Source organism: Rhizobium lusitanum (assembly GCF_014189535.1).
GTDB classification, from domain to species: domain Bacteria; phylum Pseudomonadota; class Alphaproteobacteria; order Rhizobiales; family Rhizobiaceae; genus Rhizobium; species Rhizobium lusitanum_C.
This window is the reverse complement of sequence record NZ_CP050307.1, coordinates 1,744,736-1,761,326: the sequence shown is the minus strand read 5'-3', so window position 1 is coordinate 1,761,326 and position 16,591 is coordinate 1,744,736. Positions and strand designations below refer to the sequence as shown.

The following is a 16,591-nucleotide window of genomic DNA, read 5'->3' as shown; positions in this document are numbered from 1 at the left end:
TTCATGTTTCGTCGTATGGAACGCAATCGTTTTGTCACAATAATGGCCGGCGGCGTTATTTGCCTGTCGAGCCTCTGGGCCAGTACGGCGGATGCCGAAACTATTCTGAGGCTGGCTCACGCTTCCGCTCCCGAAAGTCTTATCAATCAGGCCGTCCAGAAATTCGCGGACGAAGTGAGCGATATCTCGAAGGGCTCGATCAAGGTACAGATATTTCCGAATGCACAATTGGGCGATGAAGGCCCGATCGCCGACGGCGTGGGTGCGGGAGCAATCGATATCGGCCTCGGCGGGGCGGTGGATGCCATCGATCCGCGCCTCAACGTGCTGTCGCTGCCGTTTCTCTTCAAAGACGCGGACAATGTGCACAAGTTTCTCGATAGCGACGAAGGTCAGAAGGTCCAGCATCTCGGAGAAGACCGCGGCTATCTGATGCTCGGCGTCCTGGATTCCGGGTTCCGCCAGTTCGCAACGAACAAGGCCATTGAGAAGCCCGCCGATCTGGCTGGCGTCAAGATCCGCACGCCTCCCAATCCGGTGATCCTTGCAACGATGAAGCAGCTAGGTGCTCTCGCGGAATCTATCCCCTTCGGCCAGGTCTACACCGCCCTGCAGTCGCATGTCGTTGCGGCCGTCGAGCCTGAGATGCGCGACTACTACGACTCCAAATGGTATGAAGTGGCCAAGAACCTCTCGATATCGAACTACATCTGGACCGCCAATTGGTGGTATATGAATAAGGACAAGTTCGAGTCCCTGAGCCCTGAGGAGCAGGCAGCGGTCAAGAAGTCAGCAGTCGATACCGTAGTTTGGTATCGGGGCGAACTGTCGAAAACATATGCCGATATCCAGAAGAAGCTCGAGGACAAGGGCGTCAAGGTGACTACCGTCAACACGGAGCTCTTCGCCGCGCTGGTTGCGCCGGTCTACGCCCAGTTCTCGACTGAGTGGGGCGCCGATCTGGTTTCCGCCGTGAAGCAAACCGCTGCTTCCAACTGAGGTAAATCCAATGAACCAAGGTCTTGTGAAACCCTCGCCCGATGGGCGAGGGTGGCTGAAGCGTATTTTTGAATTCGTCGGCGTGATTGCCTTCGCCGTCATGTTCGGCTCGACGCTTCTGGGTGTTATCGCCCGCTATTTCGAGTTCGGTGGGGTCGAGTGGTCCTTCGAGGTCGCAGGCATCGCCTTCATCTGGATAACCTTCATCGGCGTCATCAATGCGGAGATACGTGGCGAGAATGTCGCGTTCGAGGCTTTGAAGCATAGCGCGCCTCCACGGCTCCGGGCGGTATTGGAGACGATCTCCACCCTGGTTTTGCTCGCGATGGGGGTTGCCTTCCTCATCAGCGGCTGGGCCGTATGGCAGCGGTCCTGGATGGTCCCGACCTCGGTGCTGCGTCTTCCAACCGGCGTGATAACCGCGACGGTTCTCATCCTCGGACTGTCTGCGGTCTGCATTGCGATTTCGCGTCTTCCAAAGGTCATCCGGCCGCTTGTCTCAAAAAATGAAAAGGGGCAGGTGCTATGACCGTCGCGGTTCTTATTCTCAGCTTTTCGTTTCTTCTCCTCATTGGCGTGCCGATCGCCTGGTGCATGGGTGTCGCCAGTCTTTTGACGATTTATGTGGGCCATCTCGGTCTGCCCTTTGCCTGGTTCGCGCAGCAGACCGTCCGTGGCGCGGATGCCATCACGCTTGCGGCCATTCCGCTATTCCTGTTTGCCGGCGAGTTGATGAACCGTGGCGGCCTCACCGCCCGCATCATGCGGGTCGCCGAACACGTCTTCGGTCGCATCATCGGTGGTCTCGGATTGGTCAATGTCGCCACGGCCCTGGTTTATGGTGGGATCAGCGGATCCGCCACGGCCGACACCGGCGCGGTCGGATCGATCATGATCCCGGCGATGGCGGAACGCGGCTATCCCAAGGCCTTCGCGGCAGCGGTCACGGCCGCGTCGGGAACCTTGGGCATCATCGGGCCGCAGAGCGTCATCCTGATCCTCTACGGCGTGCTGACAGGAACATCGATCGGTGGCCTGCTCGTCGCTGCCTTGATCCCCGGCCTCTTCATTGCGGCCACCTTCATGATCACCTCCTATGTCGTTGCGCGTCGCCATAACTTCCCACGCAATGAGACACCCGCCAGCTGGAGCGAAATCGGAAAGGATGCTCTGGGAGCCTTGCCCGCGCTTTTGATGCCGGCGCTCGTTCTCGGATCGATCATCGGCGGTATCGCAACGGCAACGGAGGCATCGGCGCTTGCCGTCGTCTATTCCTTCCTCGTCGGCATTCTGGTCTATCGCGAACTGCCGCTGCGTTCGCTTTATTCGGCCGCCGCCGCGGCGGTGGCGACGACGGGTGTGATCATGATGATCATGGCGCTGGCAACACCGTTTGGATGGATCCTGACCGTCGAGCAGGTTCCGGCAAATGCCGCCGCTTGGATCACGGGCCTGCACACCACACCGCTCGTCACCATCATTCTGGTTCTGGTTCTGTTGAAGGTGGTCGGCTTCTGGCTGGATCTGGGGCCTGCCCTCATCATCCTCGCTCCGATCCTGGTTCCGATCGCACTCGCCGCCGGGCTGATGCCCTATCAGACCGGGATCGTATTCACGATGACATTGGGGATCGGACTGTTCACGCCGCCGATCGGCACCAACATCTTCGTGGTCTGCAATGTCGCAAAGATCGACATGTGGTCCGTCTCGAAGTGGCTGGTCCCCTATTGGATCGCCAGCGTCGTCTGCGTCGCAGCCCTCGTCGCCTTCCCGTCACTGACCGAGTGGCTTCCCCATCTGTTTGGAGTTTGAATAATGCAACACCTGGTTTGCGGGATATCCAGCGGCGGCAGAGCCGTGCCCGATCTCGACGGCAGGCGGTTCCTCGTTGCCAATGCCCAAGGTCCCTATGTCTGGGATGATCTTGGCAGACGATATGTCGATACGGCGCTCGGTTTCGGGGCGACGTTCCTTGGGCACACCGATCCGGTCGTGACAGATGCCATTCGCAAAGCATTGGAAAAAGGCTCGATGCCGGCCTATGCCCATGCGCTTGAGGAGGAGGCTGCCGCCAGCCTCGCCTCGCATACGCAGGACCTCACCAAGGTGGTGTTCCTGAATTCGGGCAGCGAAGCCGTGCATCTGGCATGTCGTACGGCGAGGGCGCTGACCGGGCGCCAGAAGATCGTCAAGATGGCGGCCGGCTATGATGGCTGGTTTGATGATGTGGCGTTCGGCAATGCAGGCTCGCCGGAAGCGAAGATGGCGATGAACAACCGGCCGTCGAAAGGCGACACCCTGCTCCTGCGCTTCAACGATCGTCAGGACGCCGAGCTGCTGTTCCAGGAATGCGACGACATCGCCGCGATCGTGCTCGAGCCGATGATGGCGAATGCTGGATGTATTCTGGCGGATCCAGGCTATCTGCAATTCGTCTCGTCGCTAGCCCGGCGTCACGGGGCGCTGGTGATCATGGACGAGGTTCTGATGGGGTTCCGCCGCCATGCGGGCCTGGCCAGCCATCTCATGGGCGTCAATCCGGACCTCGCAACCGTCGGCAAGGCGATCGGCAACGGGGTTGCGGTTGCCGCCCTGCTGGGTACTCCTGAGCTGATGTCGGCATTTGAGGATCAACGGGTCAACCGGGCGGGCACGTATAACGGCAATCCGGTCGCCTGCGCCGCAGTCAAGGCGGCAATGAGCGTCCTTGACGAGGTCGATTATGCCGCGCTCGACAAGGCCGGCGATCAACTGAGGCGGCAGACGGTCGAGGCCTTCGCGCGGGTGGGCATGGACGTCTGCACGAGCGGCTACGGCACCGTATTCACCATCTGGCGCGGCAAAGACGCTCCGTCGAGCTATCGCGAGGCGGTTCAAAGAGCCGACGCCGACTTCACCGCCAAGCTTCATGTGGAATTGAGGCGCAACGGCGTCATGTCGATGTACAGCACCTATGGCCGTCATTATCTGTCTTCCAGGCATGATGAGGATGCGCTTCAGCTATGGGCTGATGCGCTGGAGCTCGCCGCGCAGTCTTTTGTGGACTGATATCCGCGCGGTTCGTGAATGCGCAGACGCCGGCCCGGCAAGGTGCCATGATCGGAGCACAGAAGACGAAAGGATAAAAATTTGAACACGATATTCCTTCTCAACGGACCGAACCTCAACCTCCTCGGCAAACGCCAGCCAGAGATTTACGGATCGGAAACACTTGAAGATATCGGCGTGCGCTGCCGTAAGATCTGCGATGATCTAGGACTGCAGCTGCGCTTTCACCAAAGCAATCGCGAATACGAGATCATCGACTGGATCCATGAGGCGCGCGAAACCGCTTTCGGCATCATCATCAACCCCGGCGCCTTTACCCACACATCCGTCGCCATTCTGGATGCATTGAATGCCTTCGACGGCAAGGTGATCGAGGTTCACATCTCGAACATCCACAAGCGCGAGGAGTTCCGCCATCACTCCTACGTCTCCTTGCGCGCGGACGGGGTGATCGCCGGATTTGGCACTGAAGGCTATGATCTTGCGATCAAGCGCATGTCGAGCATGGGTGCATGAAGGCAGCAGCCGTTTCCATCTGCCGGATGGTTAGGCGAGCATGCCATACGACTCGTCAATTGCCGGCAGATATTCGACGCGGTGAAGGGTTCTAGCCTTCGAAGCCGAACCTCTCGGTATCGAAGTCATCCTCGGCGATCTCGGAAGCATCGCTCCAGGCGCCGTCTGCATTGTGCTCCAGAGGAAGCGCGGCGCCGACCATGCTCGGCAGCGTCATTTCCATCGTGGTGCCCGGAGGCTGCAAGGCCCATGCGACGAGGGCTCTGGTGGACATGTTGCCGACGCCGGCGGATACTTCGCGGGAAGCGGGAGCTTGCAGGATTGCCATGGGCTGCAGCGTGGCTGTGTCGCTATTCATGGAAGCCCTCAGCTGGTCCGAAAGCTGCAATTTTCCAGCGGGGTTGCGGCCCACCACGAGGCTTGCAAAAGCCATGGGAGAGGGTTTGTCGGTTGGGGTCGTGCCGGCCCCATCGCTGACAACTGGCCGCAATGTCGGCAGTGGCACAACATAGGATGCAAGGTCGGTGAAGCGCGGAGTTTCTTTGCTCGCGTTTACCTGTTTGTTGAGTTGAAGTTCAAGCCCACTGTTGACCCGCTTTTGGGGTATCGGCAGCATGCTGGTCACGAGGCTTGCGCTCGTCGAGGCCCCGGCGATGTCTTCATCAGCCGCTATGCGGGCAATTTCGCTGCGGGCCGGGCGGACGCGCTTCTTGGCGTCGGCGACTGCCAGTTCGTAACGCGGCAGCGGCGAGCCGTCCGCGGGTAGATGCTGGGTGCGCCCATCGGGGAAAAGCCGCACCAGTTCCTGGCGCGACATTCTCGGCCATGCGCGGACATTGCCGACATCCAGATGCACGAAGGGTGATCCTGAGTTCGGGTAGAAGCCGACGCCGCCGATCTGCATCTGCATGGCGACCGCGCGCAGGGTCGCGAGCTTCACGCCCGGTATGTAGAAGTCCATCGCCTTGCCGAGCGTGTGCTGGCTGTGTTTGGCGACGCCGGAGCTGCGGGACCGGCCCCGCAACATGTTGTTGGTGGACGGTGAGCGGTAAGCCGAGACCACATGAATGGATTCATTCGCGCCGCTGCGATGATAGACCTCCCAGACGAGGTCGAGCAATTCCGGATCGATCCTGGTCGGTTCGTTCTTTCGCCAGTCACGCAGGAAACGATTGATCTGCGCCAGGCCCTTCGGGTCGAATTTGCCGTCGCGCTTGAAGACGATGGTCGCCTTTTCGCCTGTGTGTGTGAAGAAGAGCTTGAGTGCCCGGTCCTCGGCCGCTGCTGCTGTAGATCCCGCAAAGGCAGCAAGAACCAGCATTGCGACCAGCGCTACACGATGAGCGACGAATGACAAAATCATGGCCGACATTGTCGCTGGAATGGAGAGAAACGCTTGGTGCACGGACACGACTTTCGTCTTTGGTAAAAGACAGGGAACACTAACGGCGCCGCATCTGCGACGTCGCTTCGACTCCAATTATGGTCAATAGATCCCTAACAGACGGTTTACGGGAGGAATCGCTAAGTCTGGCGTCTCGGACGACCGCTTTCGCGGGCCTGCCCCGATACCCAAGCAGGCATGCATCGAGATTGAGCCGGCTCTCCCGCGTTCAGATCAAAGCGGATAGGATCGCAAGGCTTAAATAGACTAACCTAATAAGTATTGTTGCGACAAAAGGCTTCCATTGGATCTTGTGAAGCAACAAATATAGATATTACAATGAATCCGGCTCAGTCGAAGAGGACTTGCTTCGTTATTTAACAAATCTCTAATTTACATCAAATATCGCAAAGTAAATATTAACCAAAATCTCCTTATAAATCTTCAGCTCGATAACCGTCTTGCGGAGGGGTAATAGTGAGAAAGACCATACTGGCGGCTTTTGTGATGGCGATATCCGCCTCGACTGCAAGTGCGCAGACGATCGGCGTGTCGATGTCCGATCTCGATAAATTCAGAACTGCATTGCTTAACGGAATTCTTTCGCACGGAAAGACGATTTCCGGGCTGAAGCTTGTCGTGCAGAACGCCAAAAGCGACAATGAGCTTCAGAAGAAGCAGGTTCAGCAGTTTATCGCGGATAAGGTCGATGCCATTATCCTTGGCGTCTCCGATGGCGACCTCGGCCCGCAGATGACCAAGCTTGCCGCCGATGCTCATATTCCGCTGGTCTATATCAACAACGTTCCCTCGAACCTGTCGGATCTACCGGAGAACCAGGTCGTCGTCGCCTCCGACGAAGCGGAATCGGGAACCATGCAGACGAAGGAAGTCTGCTCTCTCCTGAAAGGCAAGGGACGCCTCGTGGTGCTGATGGGCGAACCCTTCCATGCGGCCGCCCGCGCCCGCACGCAGGACATCGACAATGTCATCGCCACGCCCGAATGCAAGGGTCTCCAGATCGTCGAGCGGCAGGCTGCCTATTGGTCGAGCGATTATGCAGATCAGCAGATGCAGGAATGGCTGTCGGCAGGGGTGAAGTTCGACGCCGTCATTGCCAACAATGACGAGATGGCGGTCGGTGCGATCCGCGCCATGAAGAGGAACGGCATGTCGATGAAGGACGTCGTCGTTGCAGGCGTCGATGCGACCGACGATGCCCTTGCAGCGATGCAGGCCGGCGATCTGGACGTCACCATTCTCCAGAGCGCCGTCGGACAGGGCGCGACATCAGTCGATGCCGCAGTCAAGCTCATCAATGGGCAGAAGGTGCCGCGAGAAAACAACGTGCCCTTCGAGCTCGTCACGCCACAAAATCTCGCCCAATACCTGCCGAAGACCCAGTGAGCATAAGGGGATCATCATGTTGCGCTTTTGGAATAAACTAGGCATTCGCGCGCAGATTACGGCTGGCTTCCTGCCGTTGATCCTGCTGATGAGCCTACTCTCGGTCAATGCTATCTCCGGTATGGAGGGACTTTCGTCCATCTTCTCCTCCTACCGCGGCACCGCCGGCCAGAGCCTCGCCATTTCCGGCTATAGCGACCAGCTGAACGAAATCCAGATGTCGGTGGAAGCTTTCCGCTCCAGCCCGACGCAGGATGTTGTGAACCGTTTTCGCGCCGGCGTGAAGGCGTTTGACGCCGACGACCAGCGCTTTGCGGGTAATAGTACCCTGCAGACAGGAATGGCAGCTATCCGCCAGGATATTACCACCTACGGCAAGGCTTTCGAGCAGATCGTATCCCTGCATGCAAGGCGCGATGCCTTGATCTCCAAGGTCACCGAGTTCGGCCCCTGGACCAGCATTGCGCTCAATGACGTCATGCGCAGCGCCTGGCGGCAGAACGATGTGACGTTGCTGCACATGACAGGCGCCACGCTCGAGGCGCTGAACCGCAGCCTCTATTTCTCGGAGCGCTTTATCCACGCGGGCGATCTGGCCTCTTACGACATCGCTCAGTCGGCGCTCAACGATGCGATGGCTTTGAACGATGCTGCCGCCAAAGCGGCTAAGGGTGATCTGCAGCGCAAACGCATTCTAGGCGCCGGGCAGCTGATGCAGAACTATACAAGCCGTCTCGGCGACGTGAGAGACGTATTGCTGGCGACCGACAAGATCCGCGAGAGTGAATTGAACGTCCTGGCACCGAAAATCGCCACGGGCTTCAAGGATTTGCAGGCCACCGTCATGGATGCGCAGAAAACGCTCGATGGCTCAGTAGATACGACGGTCGCCTCTGCGGCCAGCTCGACGCTCGTGATCAGCGGTCTTCTGATCGTGATCGGTCTGGTGCTTGCTTATTTCGTTGGTCAGCTGATTTCATCGGCTGTGCGCAAGATGGCGTCGACGATGGAGCGGCTTGCGCGTGGCGACGACACGATGGTGGTGGATGGCACCGAACATCGTCACGAGCTTGGCGCCATGGCACGTTCGCTGAAGGTCTTCCAGGAGACCGGACGCGGCAAAGTTATGGCGGAAGCGAATGCCGAGCGTGCCCGCCTTGCGGCTGAAGAAGAGCGCCTGCGCCAGGAAGCCGAGCGTCTTGCCGATGCTCAGGTAATGGAACATGCCTTCCAGCAGATTTCCCTCGGCCTTGATGCGCTCTCGAAGGGTGACCTTACCGTCCGTGTCGGCGAGGTTGACGGTCGTTATGTCCGCATTCGGGATCATTTCAACAACTCGGTCTCCAGTCTGGAAGAGGCTCTCGATTCCGTCATTCGCGCGGTCGGTACGATCAGATCCGGCCTTTCGGAAATCTCGACAGCTTCCAACGATCTAGCTCGTCGCACGGAACAGCAGGCAGCTTCGCTCGAGCAGACCGTGGCAGCTCTCGGCGATGTAACGCGGGGCGTCAACGGCACGGCGGAAGGCGCAAGTCATGCTCAGGGCGCTGTCGCCACCGCACGCGCCAATGCCGAGAATGGCGGTGCGATCGTCGCTCGCGCCATTGCGGCCATGACCGAGATCCAAAGCTCGTCGTCGAAGATCGGCAATATTATCGGCGTCATCGATGAAATCGCCTTCCAGACCAACCTTCTTGCCCTTAACGCGGGCGTGGAAGCGGCGCGCGCGGGCGAGGCGGGGAAAGGCTTTGCCGTCGTCGCTCAGGAAGTGCGCGAACTCGCCCAGCGATCGGCCAGTGCCGCCAGAGAGATCAAGGCACTGATCTCTACATCGTCCGCCCAGGTTAAAGCGGGTGTAGAACTCGTCGGCGAATCCGGCACGTCGCTCGCGCAGATCGTCGAACAGGTTGGCGCGATGAGTGCCACGGTGGCGGAAATCGCGGTGGCCGCGCGTGAACAGGCTGCCAGCCTACGGGAAGTCTCGGCGGCCGGCGATCAGATGGACAAGGTCACTCAACAGAACGCGGCGATGGTGGAAGAAACCACGGCCGCAGCCCAGAGCCTGACCCAGGAGACGGAGAACCTCGCCGATCTGGTGCACCGGTTCAGGACACGCAGCGCGGCTACGCCGGCACATCGGCATTACGCTTTGGCGTCTTAGTCCTAGCGCTAAAGGCATGCTGAGAACGGGCTGGGTTGCTGAATGCGCACCTCGGCCCGTTCGCTTTATTCGTATTGGATACTCTTGCGAATGACGTCGAAGCAGATGGGATATACCTGCTTGTCGAGCAGCCCGCGGGTTGGCGCGCGGATCGTGAAGAATGCAGCATTCGTAATCGGGCTATCGGTTACTGGTGTTCTTCGCCTGCTGCCATTCCCCTTCGGCATCCATTTCGACACGTTTGTTGCCGCGGTAAAAGATCGGTCTACCCGTCTTCTTGTCCATGGAAAACCGGCTGGGCGAAAACTTCGCTTTCTCACGCCCCTGCAAAGCGAGCGCAAGCGCTTCCTTGAATTTCCCATTTTTGCAAAGAGCGATGAAATCTTCTTCGTTCATTGAATATACCTGATTGACGCTAGGCTGGTTTCTTTAACCAGAAAACCGCTCGGTGTCTTCGATAACCATCGACCCAGGAGCAGTTTTCCACCTTGAGCGTCTATACTGTCCCGTTCGAAGAGCCGCCAAAGGGTGGCCGATCCGTGGTTCAGGAAGCTTTGGCTTCGAAGGCGGGCGGGAAATCACCCAACGCCTTCGCCTTGAGGATCATGCCCTCGATATCCTGCTCGACGATCGCTTCAAGGTCGGAGAAACTGTCGATGACGTAGTAGATCGGCTGGACGATATCGATCCGGTAGGATGTCCTGAGGACATCCAGCAAGTCGAATGGCCTGAACTCGCACGCTCTGCCCTCCATCGCGGCCTTGGCTTCGCTTGGCGACGAGACGATGCCGGCGCCGAAGCAGCGGCGGCCCTTAGGCGTGTTGATCAGGCCGAATTCGACGGTGAACCAGAAGATGCGGAACAGGTGCCAGGAATAACCCTTGCCGAGCCGGACGGCGGTTTCGCCGAAATGCCGCACGAAATTGGCGTAGCTCTGGTTGGTCAGCAACGGGCAGTGGCCGAAGACCTCGTGGAACAGGTCCGGTTCCTCGATGTAATCGATATGCTCGCGGCGGCGAAGGAAGGTGGCGAGCGGAAACTTGCCCTGCGACAGCAGTTCGTAGAAGCGCGAGGGTGGAATGAGCGCCGGCACACCTTCGACGCCAAAACCGGTGGTTTCGTTCAGGCGTCGGTTGACGTCGAGAAGTTGGGGGACCTTGTCCGGCTTGAGCCCCAGGGTTTTGACGCCGTCCAGATATTCGCGGCAGGCCATATTGGCCAGCAGTTTCAACTGACGCTCGTAAAGCTCACCCCAGATCGCATCCTCTTCGGCGGTGTAAGCATATAGGCCATCCGGGCCAGGCAATTTGGCGGTGTAGCTGCTTTCCTTGACCATGGCTCGATCCTCCCAGATGCTGCGATATCCTTGCAATCATGCTCCGGCTTTGGAGGATTTTCTTTTCTTTCCTGTTGGGTATTGCCATACTGATGGCAAATATTCTCGGATCTGGCGCAGAAAATGAAAGAACCTGGGAGTTTTCATCGCAAGCTTCTGCAGCTGATTCAGGCCGATGGCAGCCTTTCGCTGGCGGAGCTGGCGGAAAAAGCCGGGATGTCGCAGAGTTCGGCCTGGCGAAAGATACAGGAGCTGGAAGCAGACGGCGTCGTGCGCAAGCGCGTGACGCTGCTCGATCCAGGAAAACTCGATCTCAAGCTTTGCGTGATCGCGCATGTGACGCTGGAAGATCATCATGAGGAGGCGGTTGCGTCGTTCGCTTCGGTGGTGCTGGAACGGCCGGAGATCATGGAATGCTACGCACTGTCCGGCGCCTTCGACTATATGCTTAAGATTAGGGCGAGGGACGTGGAAAGCTATGAGGCCTTCATGACCCGCTATCTCATGCGCAACCCGCATGTACGCACCGTGGTGTCGAGCTTTGTGCTGCGCGAGCTGAAATTCTCGACCGAGCTGCCGCTTTAGCGCGGACTATCCTCACGTCAGCCATGTGGCATGAGCACCGGAAATCCTTCAAAGGTCTTGAGCGTGTCGAGAACGATCGACGTCTTCACATGCTGCACGCTCTCGTGCGGCAACAGGACATCGTTGACGAACCTCGAGAGGTCCGCGAGCCCACGGGTTGCTACCTTCAGGTGATAATCCATTTCACCGGTCAGCGCATAGGCTTCGAGAACTTCCGGCAGTCCGCTGATCAACTGGGAAAATCTCTGAGCATTGTCCCTGTTGTGGGTTGCGAGCGTCACGGAAATGACCACCAGCATATCAAAACCCAGCTTTTGCCTATCCAGGTTGGCCTGGTAGCCCCGAATATATCCCTCAGCCTCCAGTCTGGTCCGCCGGCGCGAGCATTGTGAAGGTGAAAGCGCGATGCGCTCGCCCAACTCATTGTTCGTCAATCTGCCGTCCTTTTGCAGCTCCTGAAGCAGACGCAAATCGAACTTGTCGAGTTGTTCATCCATTGCACAAAATCCCCGAAACTCTCACGACTCGTGCATAAAATTCTCCTTAATCATCAAGAATGCAAGCACATTGCATGCATTTTGGATCACACTTTGCGCAGTCGAAATCCAAATTTCCCTGGAGGAGAAAATGGGTCCTTTTCCGCACGATGCGCCGCCGCCGGAAATCAGCGCCGACAATCCAGCCGGTACCGATGGCTTCGAATTCGTTGAGTTCGCCCATCCGGAGCCCGAGAAGCTACGCGAGCTTTTCACACGCATGGGCTATGTTCCGGTCGCCAAGCACAGGACGAAAGACATCACCGTCTGGCGCCAGGGGGGCATCAATTATCTCCTGAATGCCGAACCTAGCAGCCATGCCGCCCGGTTCGTTAGAGAACACGGTCCTGCCGCCCCGTCGATGGCCTGGCGCGTCGTTGACGCCAAGCACGCTTTCGACCACGCGGTGTCGAAAGGCGCCGTTCCCTACGAGGGGAATGACAAGGCGCTCGATGTTCCGGCGATCGTTGGCATCGGCGGCTCAATACTCTATTTCGTCGAGACTTACGGTGAAAAGGGGTCGGTTTACGATGCCGAATTCGATTGGCTTGGGGAACGCGACCCGCGTCCCGAAGGGGTCGGCTTCTATTATCTCGACCATCTGACCCACAATGTCTTTCGCGGCAACATGGATAAGTGGTGGGCTTTTTACCGCGAGCTGTTCAACTTCAAGCAGATCCACTTCTTCGACATCGACGGACGCATTACCGGTCTGGTGAGCCGCGCCATTACGTCGCCCTGTGGCAAGATCCGCATTCCGCTGAATGAATCGAAGGACGATACGAGCCAGATCGAGGAGTTCCTGAAGAAGTACAAGGGCGAGGGCATCCAGCACATCGCTGTCGGAACGGAAGATATCTACGAAGGCACCGACAGGCTTGCCGACAATGGGCTACGCTTCATGCCCGGCCCTCCGGAGACCTATTACGACATGTCCTATGCACGCGTGAACGGGCATGACGAACCGATCGCGCGCATGAAGAAACATGGTATCCTTATCGACGGCGAAGGTGTGGTGAATGGCGGCATGACGAAAATCCTGCTGCAGATCTTCTCAAAAACCGTCATTGGCCCGATCTTCTTCGAGTTCATCCAGCGCAAGGGCGATGAGGGTTTCGGCGAAGGCAATTTCCGCGCCCTTTTCGAGTCGATCGAGGCAGATCAGATCAAACGTGGCGTGATCGGTACTGCGGCGGAGTAATCTCTAGGCGATCCTGCGCCTGCGTGGGGTCGCCCTCAGTTTTCGGGAGGAATTGAGCGATGGACCAGACAATAACCCAGGCTTCGGACAAGGAGGCCTCGGTGGCAGACAAGCTGCAATATATGCCTGGATTCGGCAACGACTTCGAAACGGAAACGCTTCCCGGCGCCTTGCCGCAAGGCCAGAACAGTCCGCAGAAATGCAATTACGGTCTCTATGCCGAGCAGCTTTCCGGCTCGCCCTTCACCGCGCCCCGAGGGACGAACGAAAGGTCGTGGCTCTATCGCATCCGTCCGAGCGTGCGCCACACCCGGCGCTTTTCGAACGCCGCCTATCCGCACTGGAAATCGGCGCCCTGCCTGGATGACCATTCGCTTCCCCTCGGCCAGCTTCGCTGGGGTCCTGTGCCCGCGCCGGACGAAAAGCTGAGTTTTCTCGACGGGGTGCGGACAATGACGGTTGCAGGCGATGCCCTGACCCAGACGGGGATGGCCGCGCATGTCTATGTCTTCAACGAGGACATGGTGGATGATTATTTCTTCAACGCCGATGGTGAACTGCTGATCGTTCCGCAAATCGGCACTATCCGCGTGTTCACCGAAATGGGCGTCATGGACGTCGAGCCCTTGGAAATATGCCTCATCCCGCGGGGGATGATGTTCAAGGTGCTGCGCATCGGCGATCAGAAAGTCTGGCGCGGCTATATCTGCGAGAACTACGGCGCGAAATTCACGTTGCCGGATCGCGGGCCGATTGGCGCGAATTGCCTGGCAAATCCACGCGACTTCAAGACGCCGGTCGCCGCATACGAGGACAAGGAGACCCCTTGCCGTGTGCATGTGAAATGGTGCGGAAAGTTCTACGTCACCGAGATCGGCCACTCGCCCCTCGATGTGGTCGCCTGGCACGGCAACTATGCGCCCTTCAAATACGACTTGCGGACATTTTCCCCGGTTGGAGCGATCCTCTTCGATCACCCCGATCCCTCTATTTTCACCGTGCTGACCGCGCCGACTGAGGCAGCAGGCACGGCAAATGTCGATTTCGTCATCTTTCCGCCACGCTGGCTGGTCGCCGAGCATACCTTTCGCCCGCCCTGGTATCACCGCAACATCATGAGCGAATTCATGGGCCTGATCCATGGTCAGTATGATGCCAAGGAAGAGGGCTTCGTGCCGGGCGGCATCAGCCTGCACAACATGATGCTTCCCCATGGGCCGGACGCCTCAGGCTTCGAAAAGGCATCCAATTCCGAGCTAAAGCCGGTGAAGCTGGATCACACCATGGCCTTCATGTTCGAGACCCGCTACCCGCAGCAGGTGACGAAATATGCGGCGGAGCTTGAGACCCTGCAGGACAATTATCTGGAGTGCTGGGACGGGTTGGAACGCAAGTTCGACGGGACACCCGGCATCAAGTGAAGACTGGCTACGCATCCTCCGACATTGGAACCAGCACATGAAGCTCGCCACTTTGAAAGATTCCACACGGGACGGCCGGCTCGTCGTCGTCTCCCGCGACCTTACCCGCTGCTCCGAGGTCGGTCATATCGCCCGCACCTTGCAGGCAGCCCTCGACGACTGGGAACATGTGGCGCCGAGACTGGCGCTGATTGCCGAGGGGATCGAGACAGGCGCCCAGCCGACCATCCGGTTTCACGAGCATGATGCCGCCTCGCCCTTGCCGCGGGCCTATCAGTGGGCGGATGGCTCGGCCTATGTCAATCATGTCGAACTGGTGCGTAAGGCGCGCAATGCCGAGATGCCGGCGAGCTTCTGGGTCGACCCATTGATGTACCAAGGCGGCTCGGACAGCTTTCTCGCGCCGCGCGATCCGATCGCGGCGGCCGATGAGGCCTATGGGATCGACATGGAGGGCGAGGTCTCCGTTATTGTCGGCGATGTGGCCATGGGTTCCGGTCCTGATATCGCCCGAAACGCTATCCGGCTGGTGATGCTCGTCAACGACGTGTCGCTGCGTGGTCTGATAGCGGAAGAGCTTGCAAAGGGATTCGGCTTCTTCCAGTCCAAGCCGGCATCGGCTTTTTCTCCGGTGGCGGTGACGCCGGACGAACTCGGCGAGGCGTGGGATGGCGGCAAGCTGCATCTGCCGCTGCTCGTGAGCTTGAACGGCAGGGCATTCGGCAAGGCGAATGCCGGCGTCGACATGACCTTCGATTTTGGCCAACTGATCGCCCATGCCGCCAAGACCCGCGATCTGGTGGCTGGCACGATCATCGGCTCGGGAACGGTATCCAACAAGCTGGACGGCGGGCCGGGAAAGCCGATCGAGAACGGAGGCGACGGCTATTCCTGTATCGCCGAGATCAGGATGATCGAGACGATCGAAACCGGGTCGCCAAAAACTCCATTCCTGAAATTCGGCGATCAGGTCCGAATCGAGATGAAGGATCGTTCCGGGCATTCGATCTTCGGGGCGATCGAGCAGACTGTCGAACGCTATGGTGGGGCGGCCCGCAATGAATGAGGTCGTTCTCTACGACTATTGGCGATCGTCCGTGAGCTATCGCGTCCGTATCGCGCTCAACATGCTCGGGATCGACCATAGGACAGTGCCGATCAACCTGTTGGACGGAGAGCATAAGAGCCCGGACTATCTCGCGCTGAACCCACAGGGGCGGGTGCCGACATTGATGATCGACGGACAGACGCTGACGCAGTCACTTTCGATCATCGAGTATCTGGCCGAGTTGCGACCGGAGAGTGGATTGCTGCCTCGTGACCCTGTCGGCCGGCAACATGTTCGGGCGCTCGCCTATGCAATCGCCATGGACATCCATCCCATTTGCAACATGCATGTCGTGGCGGAGGTCATGACTCTGACGGGCAAGGCCGAGGCCCGCGAAGAATGGATGAAGCACTTCATCTCGGACGGGCTTCGCAAACTTGAGGGGATGCTTGGCGAATTCAACGGGGCGCTCAGCTTTGGCGATGCGCCGACGATGGCGGACCTTTGTCTCGTTCCGCAAGTCTACAATGCCCGCCGCTGGGGCGTGGACATGACGGGTTTCAAGCGCATCGTCGATATCGATGGCAACTGCGCGAAACTGCCGGCCTTTCAGGCGGCGCATCCCGACCGTGTGAGATCATAACGGACATTTGACGTCGCAAGAGTGTCCTGTCGTCATCCCGTGGAGAGCAGCAAGCTTGAATCGGCGGCCAGTGTCGTAACGGTCACGTCATGTGGTCTTGGGTGATGCAGTGCGAGCGCCATCAGATGGTCGCGTGTTGGCTGGAAGCGGCGGAGAAACCAGTGTGCGGGATCGTCGGCCAGTTCGCTGTCGAACCGGATCGAGCGTAAATGCGAAGGAGTCCAGCGGCTGCGCCAGCCCCTTGCCGATCGCTTTCACATAGGCTTCCTTAAGGGTCCAGAAGGTCAGTAAGACCTCGTGGACAAG

General features: G+C 58.6%; 17 protein-coding genes. 12 read left to right on the top strand and 5 right to left on the bottom strand.

What is annotated here, in order from left to right; translation table 11 throughout:
• Positions 1-3: 3 nt before the first annotated feature.
• The 5 genes from HB780_RS11190 to aroQ all read left to right on the top strand — a co-directional run bounded on the left by HB780_RS11190 (position 4) and on the right by aroQ (position 4,563).
• Positions 4-999, top strand: a complete 996-nt coding sequence (locus HB780_RS11190; RefSeq protein WP_183687716.1) for a TRAP transporter substrate-binding protein — start codon at positions 4-6, stop codon at positions 997-999.
• Between the two features lie 10 nt (positions 1,000-1,009).
• Positions 1,010-1,528, top strand: a complete 519-nt coding sequence (locus HB780_RS11185; protein ID WP_183687714.1) for a TRAP transporter small permease — start codon at positions 1,010-1,012, stop codon at positions 1,526-1,528.
• A complete protein-coding gene (locus HB780_RS11180) occupies positions 1,525-2,811 on the top strand; it encodes a TRAP transporter large permease (protein ID WP_183687712.1) in 1,287 nt (428 codons plus the stop codon). Before HB780_RS11185 ends, HB780_RS11180 begins: the two co-directional genes overlap by 4 nt.
• Positions 2,812-2,814: 3 nt before the next feature.
• The gene (locus HB780_RS11175; RefSeq protein ID WP_183687710.1) at positions 2,815-4,047 is read left to right on the top strand and encodes an aspartate aminotransferase family protein; all 1,233 of its coding nucleotides are present in this window, start codon (positions 2,815-2,817) and stop codon (positions 4,045-4,047) included.
• Positions 4,048-4,128: 81 nt separating this feature from the next.
• Positions 4,129-4,563 carry a type II 3-dehydroquinate dehydratase gene (gene aroQ / locus HB780_RS11170; protein ID WP_183687708.1) on the top strand — a complete coding sequence of 145 codons (435 nt, stop codon included), beginning with the start codon at positions 4,129-4,131 and terminating at the stop codon, positions 4,561-4,563.
• A 91-nt stretch (positions 4,564-4,654) separates the two neighbouring features.
• On the opposite strand, the gene HB780_RS11165 is transcribed toward aroQ, so the two are convergent.
• The gene (locus tag HB780_RS11165) at positions 4,655-5,926 is read right to left on the bottom strand and encodes a peptidoglycan L,D-endopeptidase MepK (protein WP_183687706.1); all 1,272 of its coding nucleotides are present in this window, start codon (positions 5,924-5,926) and stop codon (positions 4,655-4,657) included.
• A 528-nt stretch (positions 5,927-6,454) separates the two neighbouring features.
• On the opposite strand from HB780_RS11165, the gene HB780_RS11160 reads away from it, so the two are divergent.
• Both HB780_RS11160 and HB780_RS11155 read left to right on the top strand, forming a co-directional pair.
• On the top strand, positions 6,455-7,354 hold the full coding sequence (locus tag HB780_RS11160) for a substrate-binding domain-containing protein (RefSeq protein WP_435693884.1): 900 nt from the start codon (positions 6,455-6,457) through the stop codon (positions 7,352-7,354).
• Positions 7,355-7,370: 16 nt separating this feature from the next.
• Positions 7,371-9,515: a methyl-accepting chemotaxis protein gene (locus tag HB780_RS11155; RefSeq protein ID WP_183687702.1), complete on the top strand. Its 2,145-nt coding sequence runs from the start codon at positions 7,371-7,373 to the stop codon at positions 9,513-9,515.
• Between the two features lie 180 nt (positions 9,516-9,695).
• Here HB780_RS11155 and HB780_RS11150 read toward each other — a convergent pair whose 3' ends face one another.
• Both HB780_RS11150 and HB780_RS11145 read right to left on the bottom strand, forming a co-directional pair.
• Complete coding sequence (locus HB780_RS11150; protein ID WP_183687700.1) at positions 9,696-9,911, bottom strand: hypothetical protein; 216 nt, start codon at positions 9,909-9,911, stop codon at positions 9,696-9,698.
• A 148-nt stretch (positions 9,912-10,059) separates the two neighbouring features.
• Positions 10,060-10,851 carry a phenylalanine 4-monooxygenase gene (locus HB780_RS11145; protein WP_183687698.1) on the bottom strand — a complete coding sequence of 264 codons (792 nt, stop codon included), beginning with the start codon at positions 10,849-10,851 and terminating at the stop codon, positions 10,060-10,062.
• A gap of 123 nt (positions 10,852-10,974) precedes the next feature.
• Here HB780_RS11145 and HB780_RS11140 point away from each other — a divergent pair, with 123 nt between their 5' ends.
• Positions 10,975-11,436: an Lrp/AsnC family transcriptional regulator gene (locus HB780_RS11140; protein ID WP_183687696.1), complete on the top strand. Its 462-nt coding sequence runs from the start codon at positions 10,975-10,977 to the stop codon at positions 11,434-11,436.
• Positions 11,437-11,453: 17 nt separating this feature from the next.
• On the opposite strand, the gene HB780_RS11135 is transcribed toward HB780_RS11140, so the two are convergent.
• Positions 11,454-11,933 (bottom strand): Lrp/AsnC family transcriptional regulator, encoded by a 480-nt coding sequence (locus HB780_RS11135; RefSeq protein WP_183687694.1) that lies wholly within the window; start codon positions 11,931-11,933, stop codon positions 11,454-11,456.
• Positions 11,934-12,063: 130 nt separating this feature from the next.
• On the opposite strand from HB780_RS11135, the gene hppD reads away from it, so the two are divergent.
• Genes hppD through maiA form a run of 4 tightly spaced genes read left to right on the top strand, consistent with a single transcriptional unit; the run spans position 12,064 to position 16,285 of the window.
• On the top strand, positions 12,064-13,173 hold the full coding sequence (gene hppD / locus HB780_RS11130; protein WP_183687692.1) for a 4-hydroxyphenylpyruvate dioxygenase: 1,110 nt from the start codon (positions 12,064-12,066) through the stop codon (positions 13,171-13,173).
• 59 nt (positions 13,174-13,232) lie between these two features.
• The gene (gene hmgA / locus HB780_RS11125) at positions 13,233-14,594 is read left to right on the top strand and encodes a homogentisate 1,2-dioxygenase (protein WP_183687690.1); all 1,362 of its coding nucleotides are present in this window, start codon (positions 13,233-13,235) and stop codon (positions 14,592-14,594) included.
• A 37-nt stretch (positions 14,595-14,631) separates the two neighbouring features.
• Complete coding sequence (locus HB780_RS11120) at positions 14,632-15,660, top strand: fumarylacetoacetate hydrolase family protein (protein WP_183687688.1); 1,029 nt, start codon at positions 14,632-14,634, stop codon at positions 15,658-15,660.
• Complete coding sequence (gene maiA, locus HB780_RS11115; RefSeq protein WP_183687686.1) at positions 15,653-16,285, top strand: maleylacetoacetate isomerase; 633 nt, start codon at positions 15,653-15,655, stop codon at positions 16,283-16,285. The genes HB780_RS11120 and maiA overlap by 8 nt, the downstream gene beginning before the upstream one ends.
• 87 nt (positions 16,286-16,372) lie before the next feature.
• Here maiA and HB780_RS33005 read toward each other — a convergent pair whose 3' ends face one another.
• Positions 16,373-16,543, bottom strand: a complete 171-nt coding sequence (locus tag HB780_RS33005; RefSeq protein ID WP_286202918.1) for a hypothetical protein — start codon at positions 16,541-16,543, stop codon at positions 16,373-16,375.
• Positions 16,544-16,591 lie beyond the last annotated feature (48 nt).

What these genes read in the sequence shown, in the direction of transcription:
- HB780_RS11190 (WP_183687716.1), top strand. Translation starts at nt 4, where the DNA reads ATGTTTCGTCGTATGGAACGCAATCGTTTTGTCACAATAATGGCCGGC.
- HB780_RS11185 (WP_183687714.1), top strand. Translation starts at nt 1,010, where the DNA reads ATGAACCAAGGTCTTGTGAAACCCTCGCCCGATGGGCGAGGGTGGCTG.
- HB780_RS11180 (WP_183687712.1), top strand. Translation starts at nt 1,525, where the DNA reads ATGACCGTCGCGGTTCTTATTCTCAGCTTTTCGTTTCTTCTCCTCATT.
- HB780_RS11175 (WP_183687710.1), top strand. Translation starts at nt 2,815, where the DNA reads ATGCAACACCTGGTTTGCGGGATATCCAGCGGCGGCAGAGCCGTGCCC.
- HB780_RS11165 (WP_183687706.1), bottom strand. Translation starts at nt 5,926, where the DNA reads ATGATTTTGTCATTCGTCGCTCATCGTGTAGCGCTGGTCGCAATGCTG.
- HB780_RS11160 (WP_435693884.1), top strand. Translation starts at nt 6,455, where the DNA reads ATGGCGATATCCGCCTCGACTGCAAGTGCGCAGACGATCGGCGTGTCG.
- HB780_RS11155 (WP_183687702.1), top strand. Translation starts at nt 7,371, where the DNA reads ATGTTGCGCTTTTGGAATAAACTAGGCATTCGCGCGCAGATTACGGCT.
- HB780_RS11150 (WP_183687700.1), bottom strand. Translation starts at nt 9,911, where the DNA reads ATGAACGAAGAAGATTTCATCGCTCTTTGCAAAAATGGGAAATTCAAG.
- HB780_RS11145 (WP_183687698.1), bottom strand. Translation starts at nt 10,851, where the DNA reads ATGGTCAAGGAAAGCAGCTACACCGCCAAATTGCCTGGCCCGGATGGC.
- HB780_RS11140 (WP_183687696.1), top strand. Translation starts at nt 10,975, where the DNA reads ATGAAAGAACCTGGGAGTTTTCATCGCAAGCTTCTGCAGCTGATTCAG.
- HB780_RS11135 (WP_183687694.1), bottom strand. Translation starts at nt 11,933, where the DNA reads ATGGATGAACAACTCGACAAGTTCGATTTGCGTCTGCTTCAGGAGCTG.
- hppD (WP_183687692.1), top strand. Translation starts at nt 12,064, where the DNA reads ATGGGTCCTTTTCCGCACGATGCGCCGCCGCCGGAAATCAGCGCCGAC.
- hmgA (WP_183687690.1), top strand. Translation starts at nt 13,233, where the DNA reads ATGGACCAGACAATAACCCAGGCTTCGGACAAGGAGGCCTCGGTGGCA.
- HB780_RS11120 (WP_183687688.1), top strand. Translation starts at nt 14,632, where the DNA reads ATGAAGCTCGCCACTTTGAAAGATTCCACACGGGACGGCCGGCTCGTC.
- maiA (WP_183687686.1), top strand. Translation starts at nt 15,653, where the DNA reads ATGAATGAGGTCGTTCTCTACGACTATTGGCGATCGTCCGTGAGCTAT.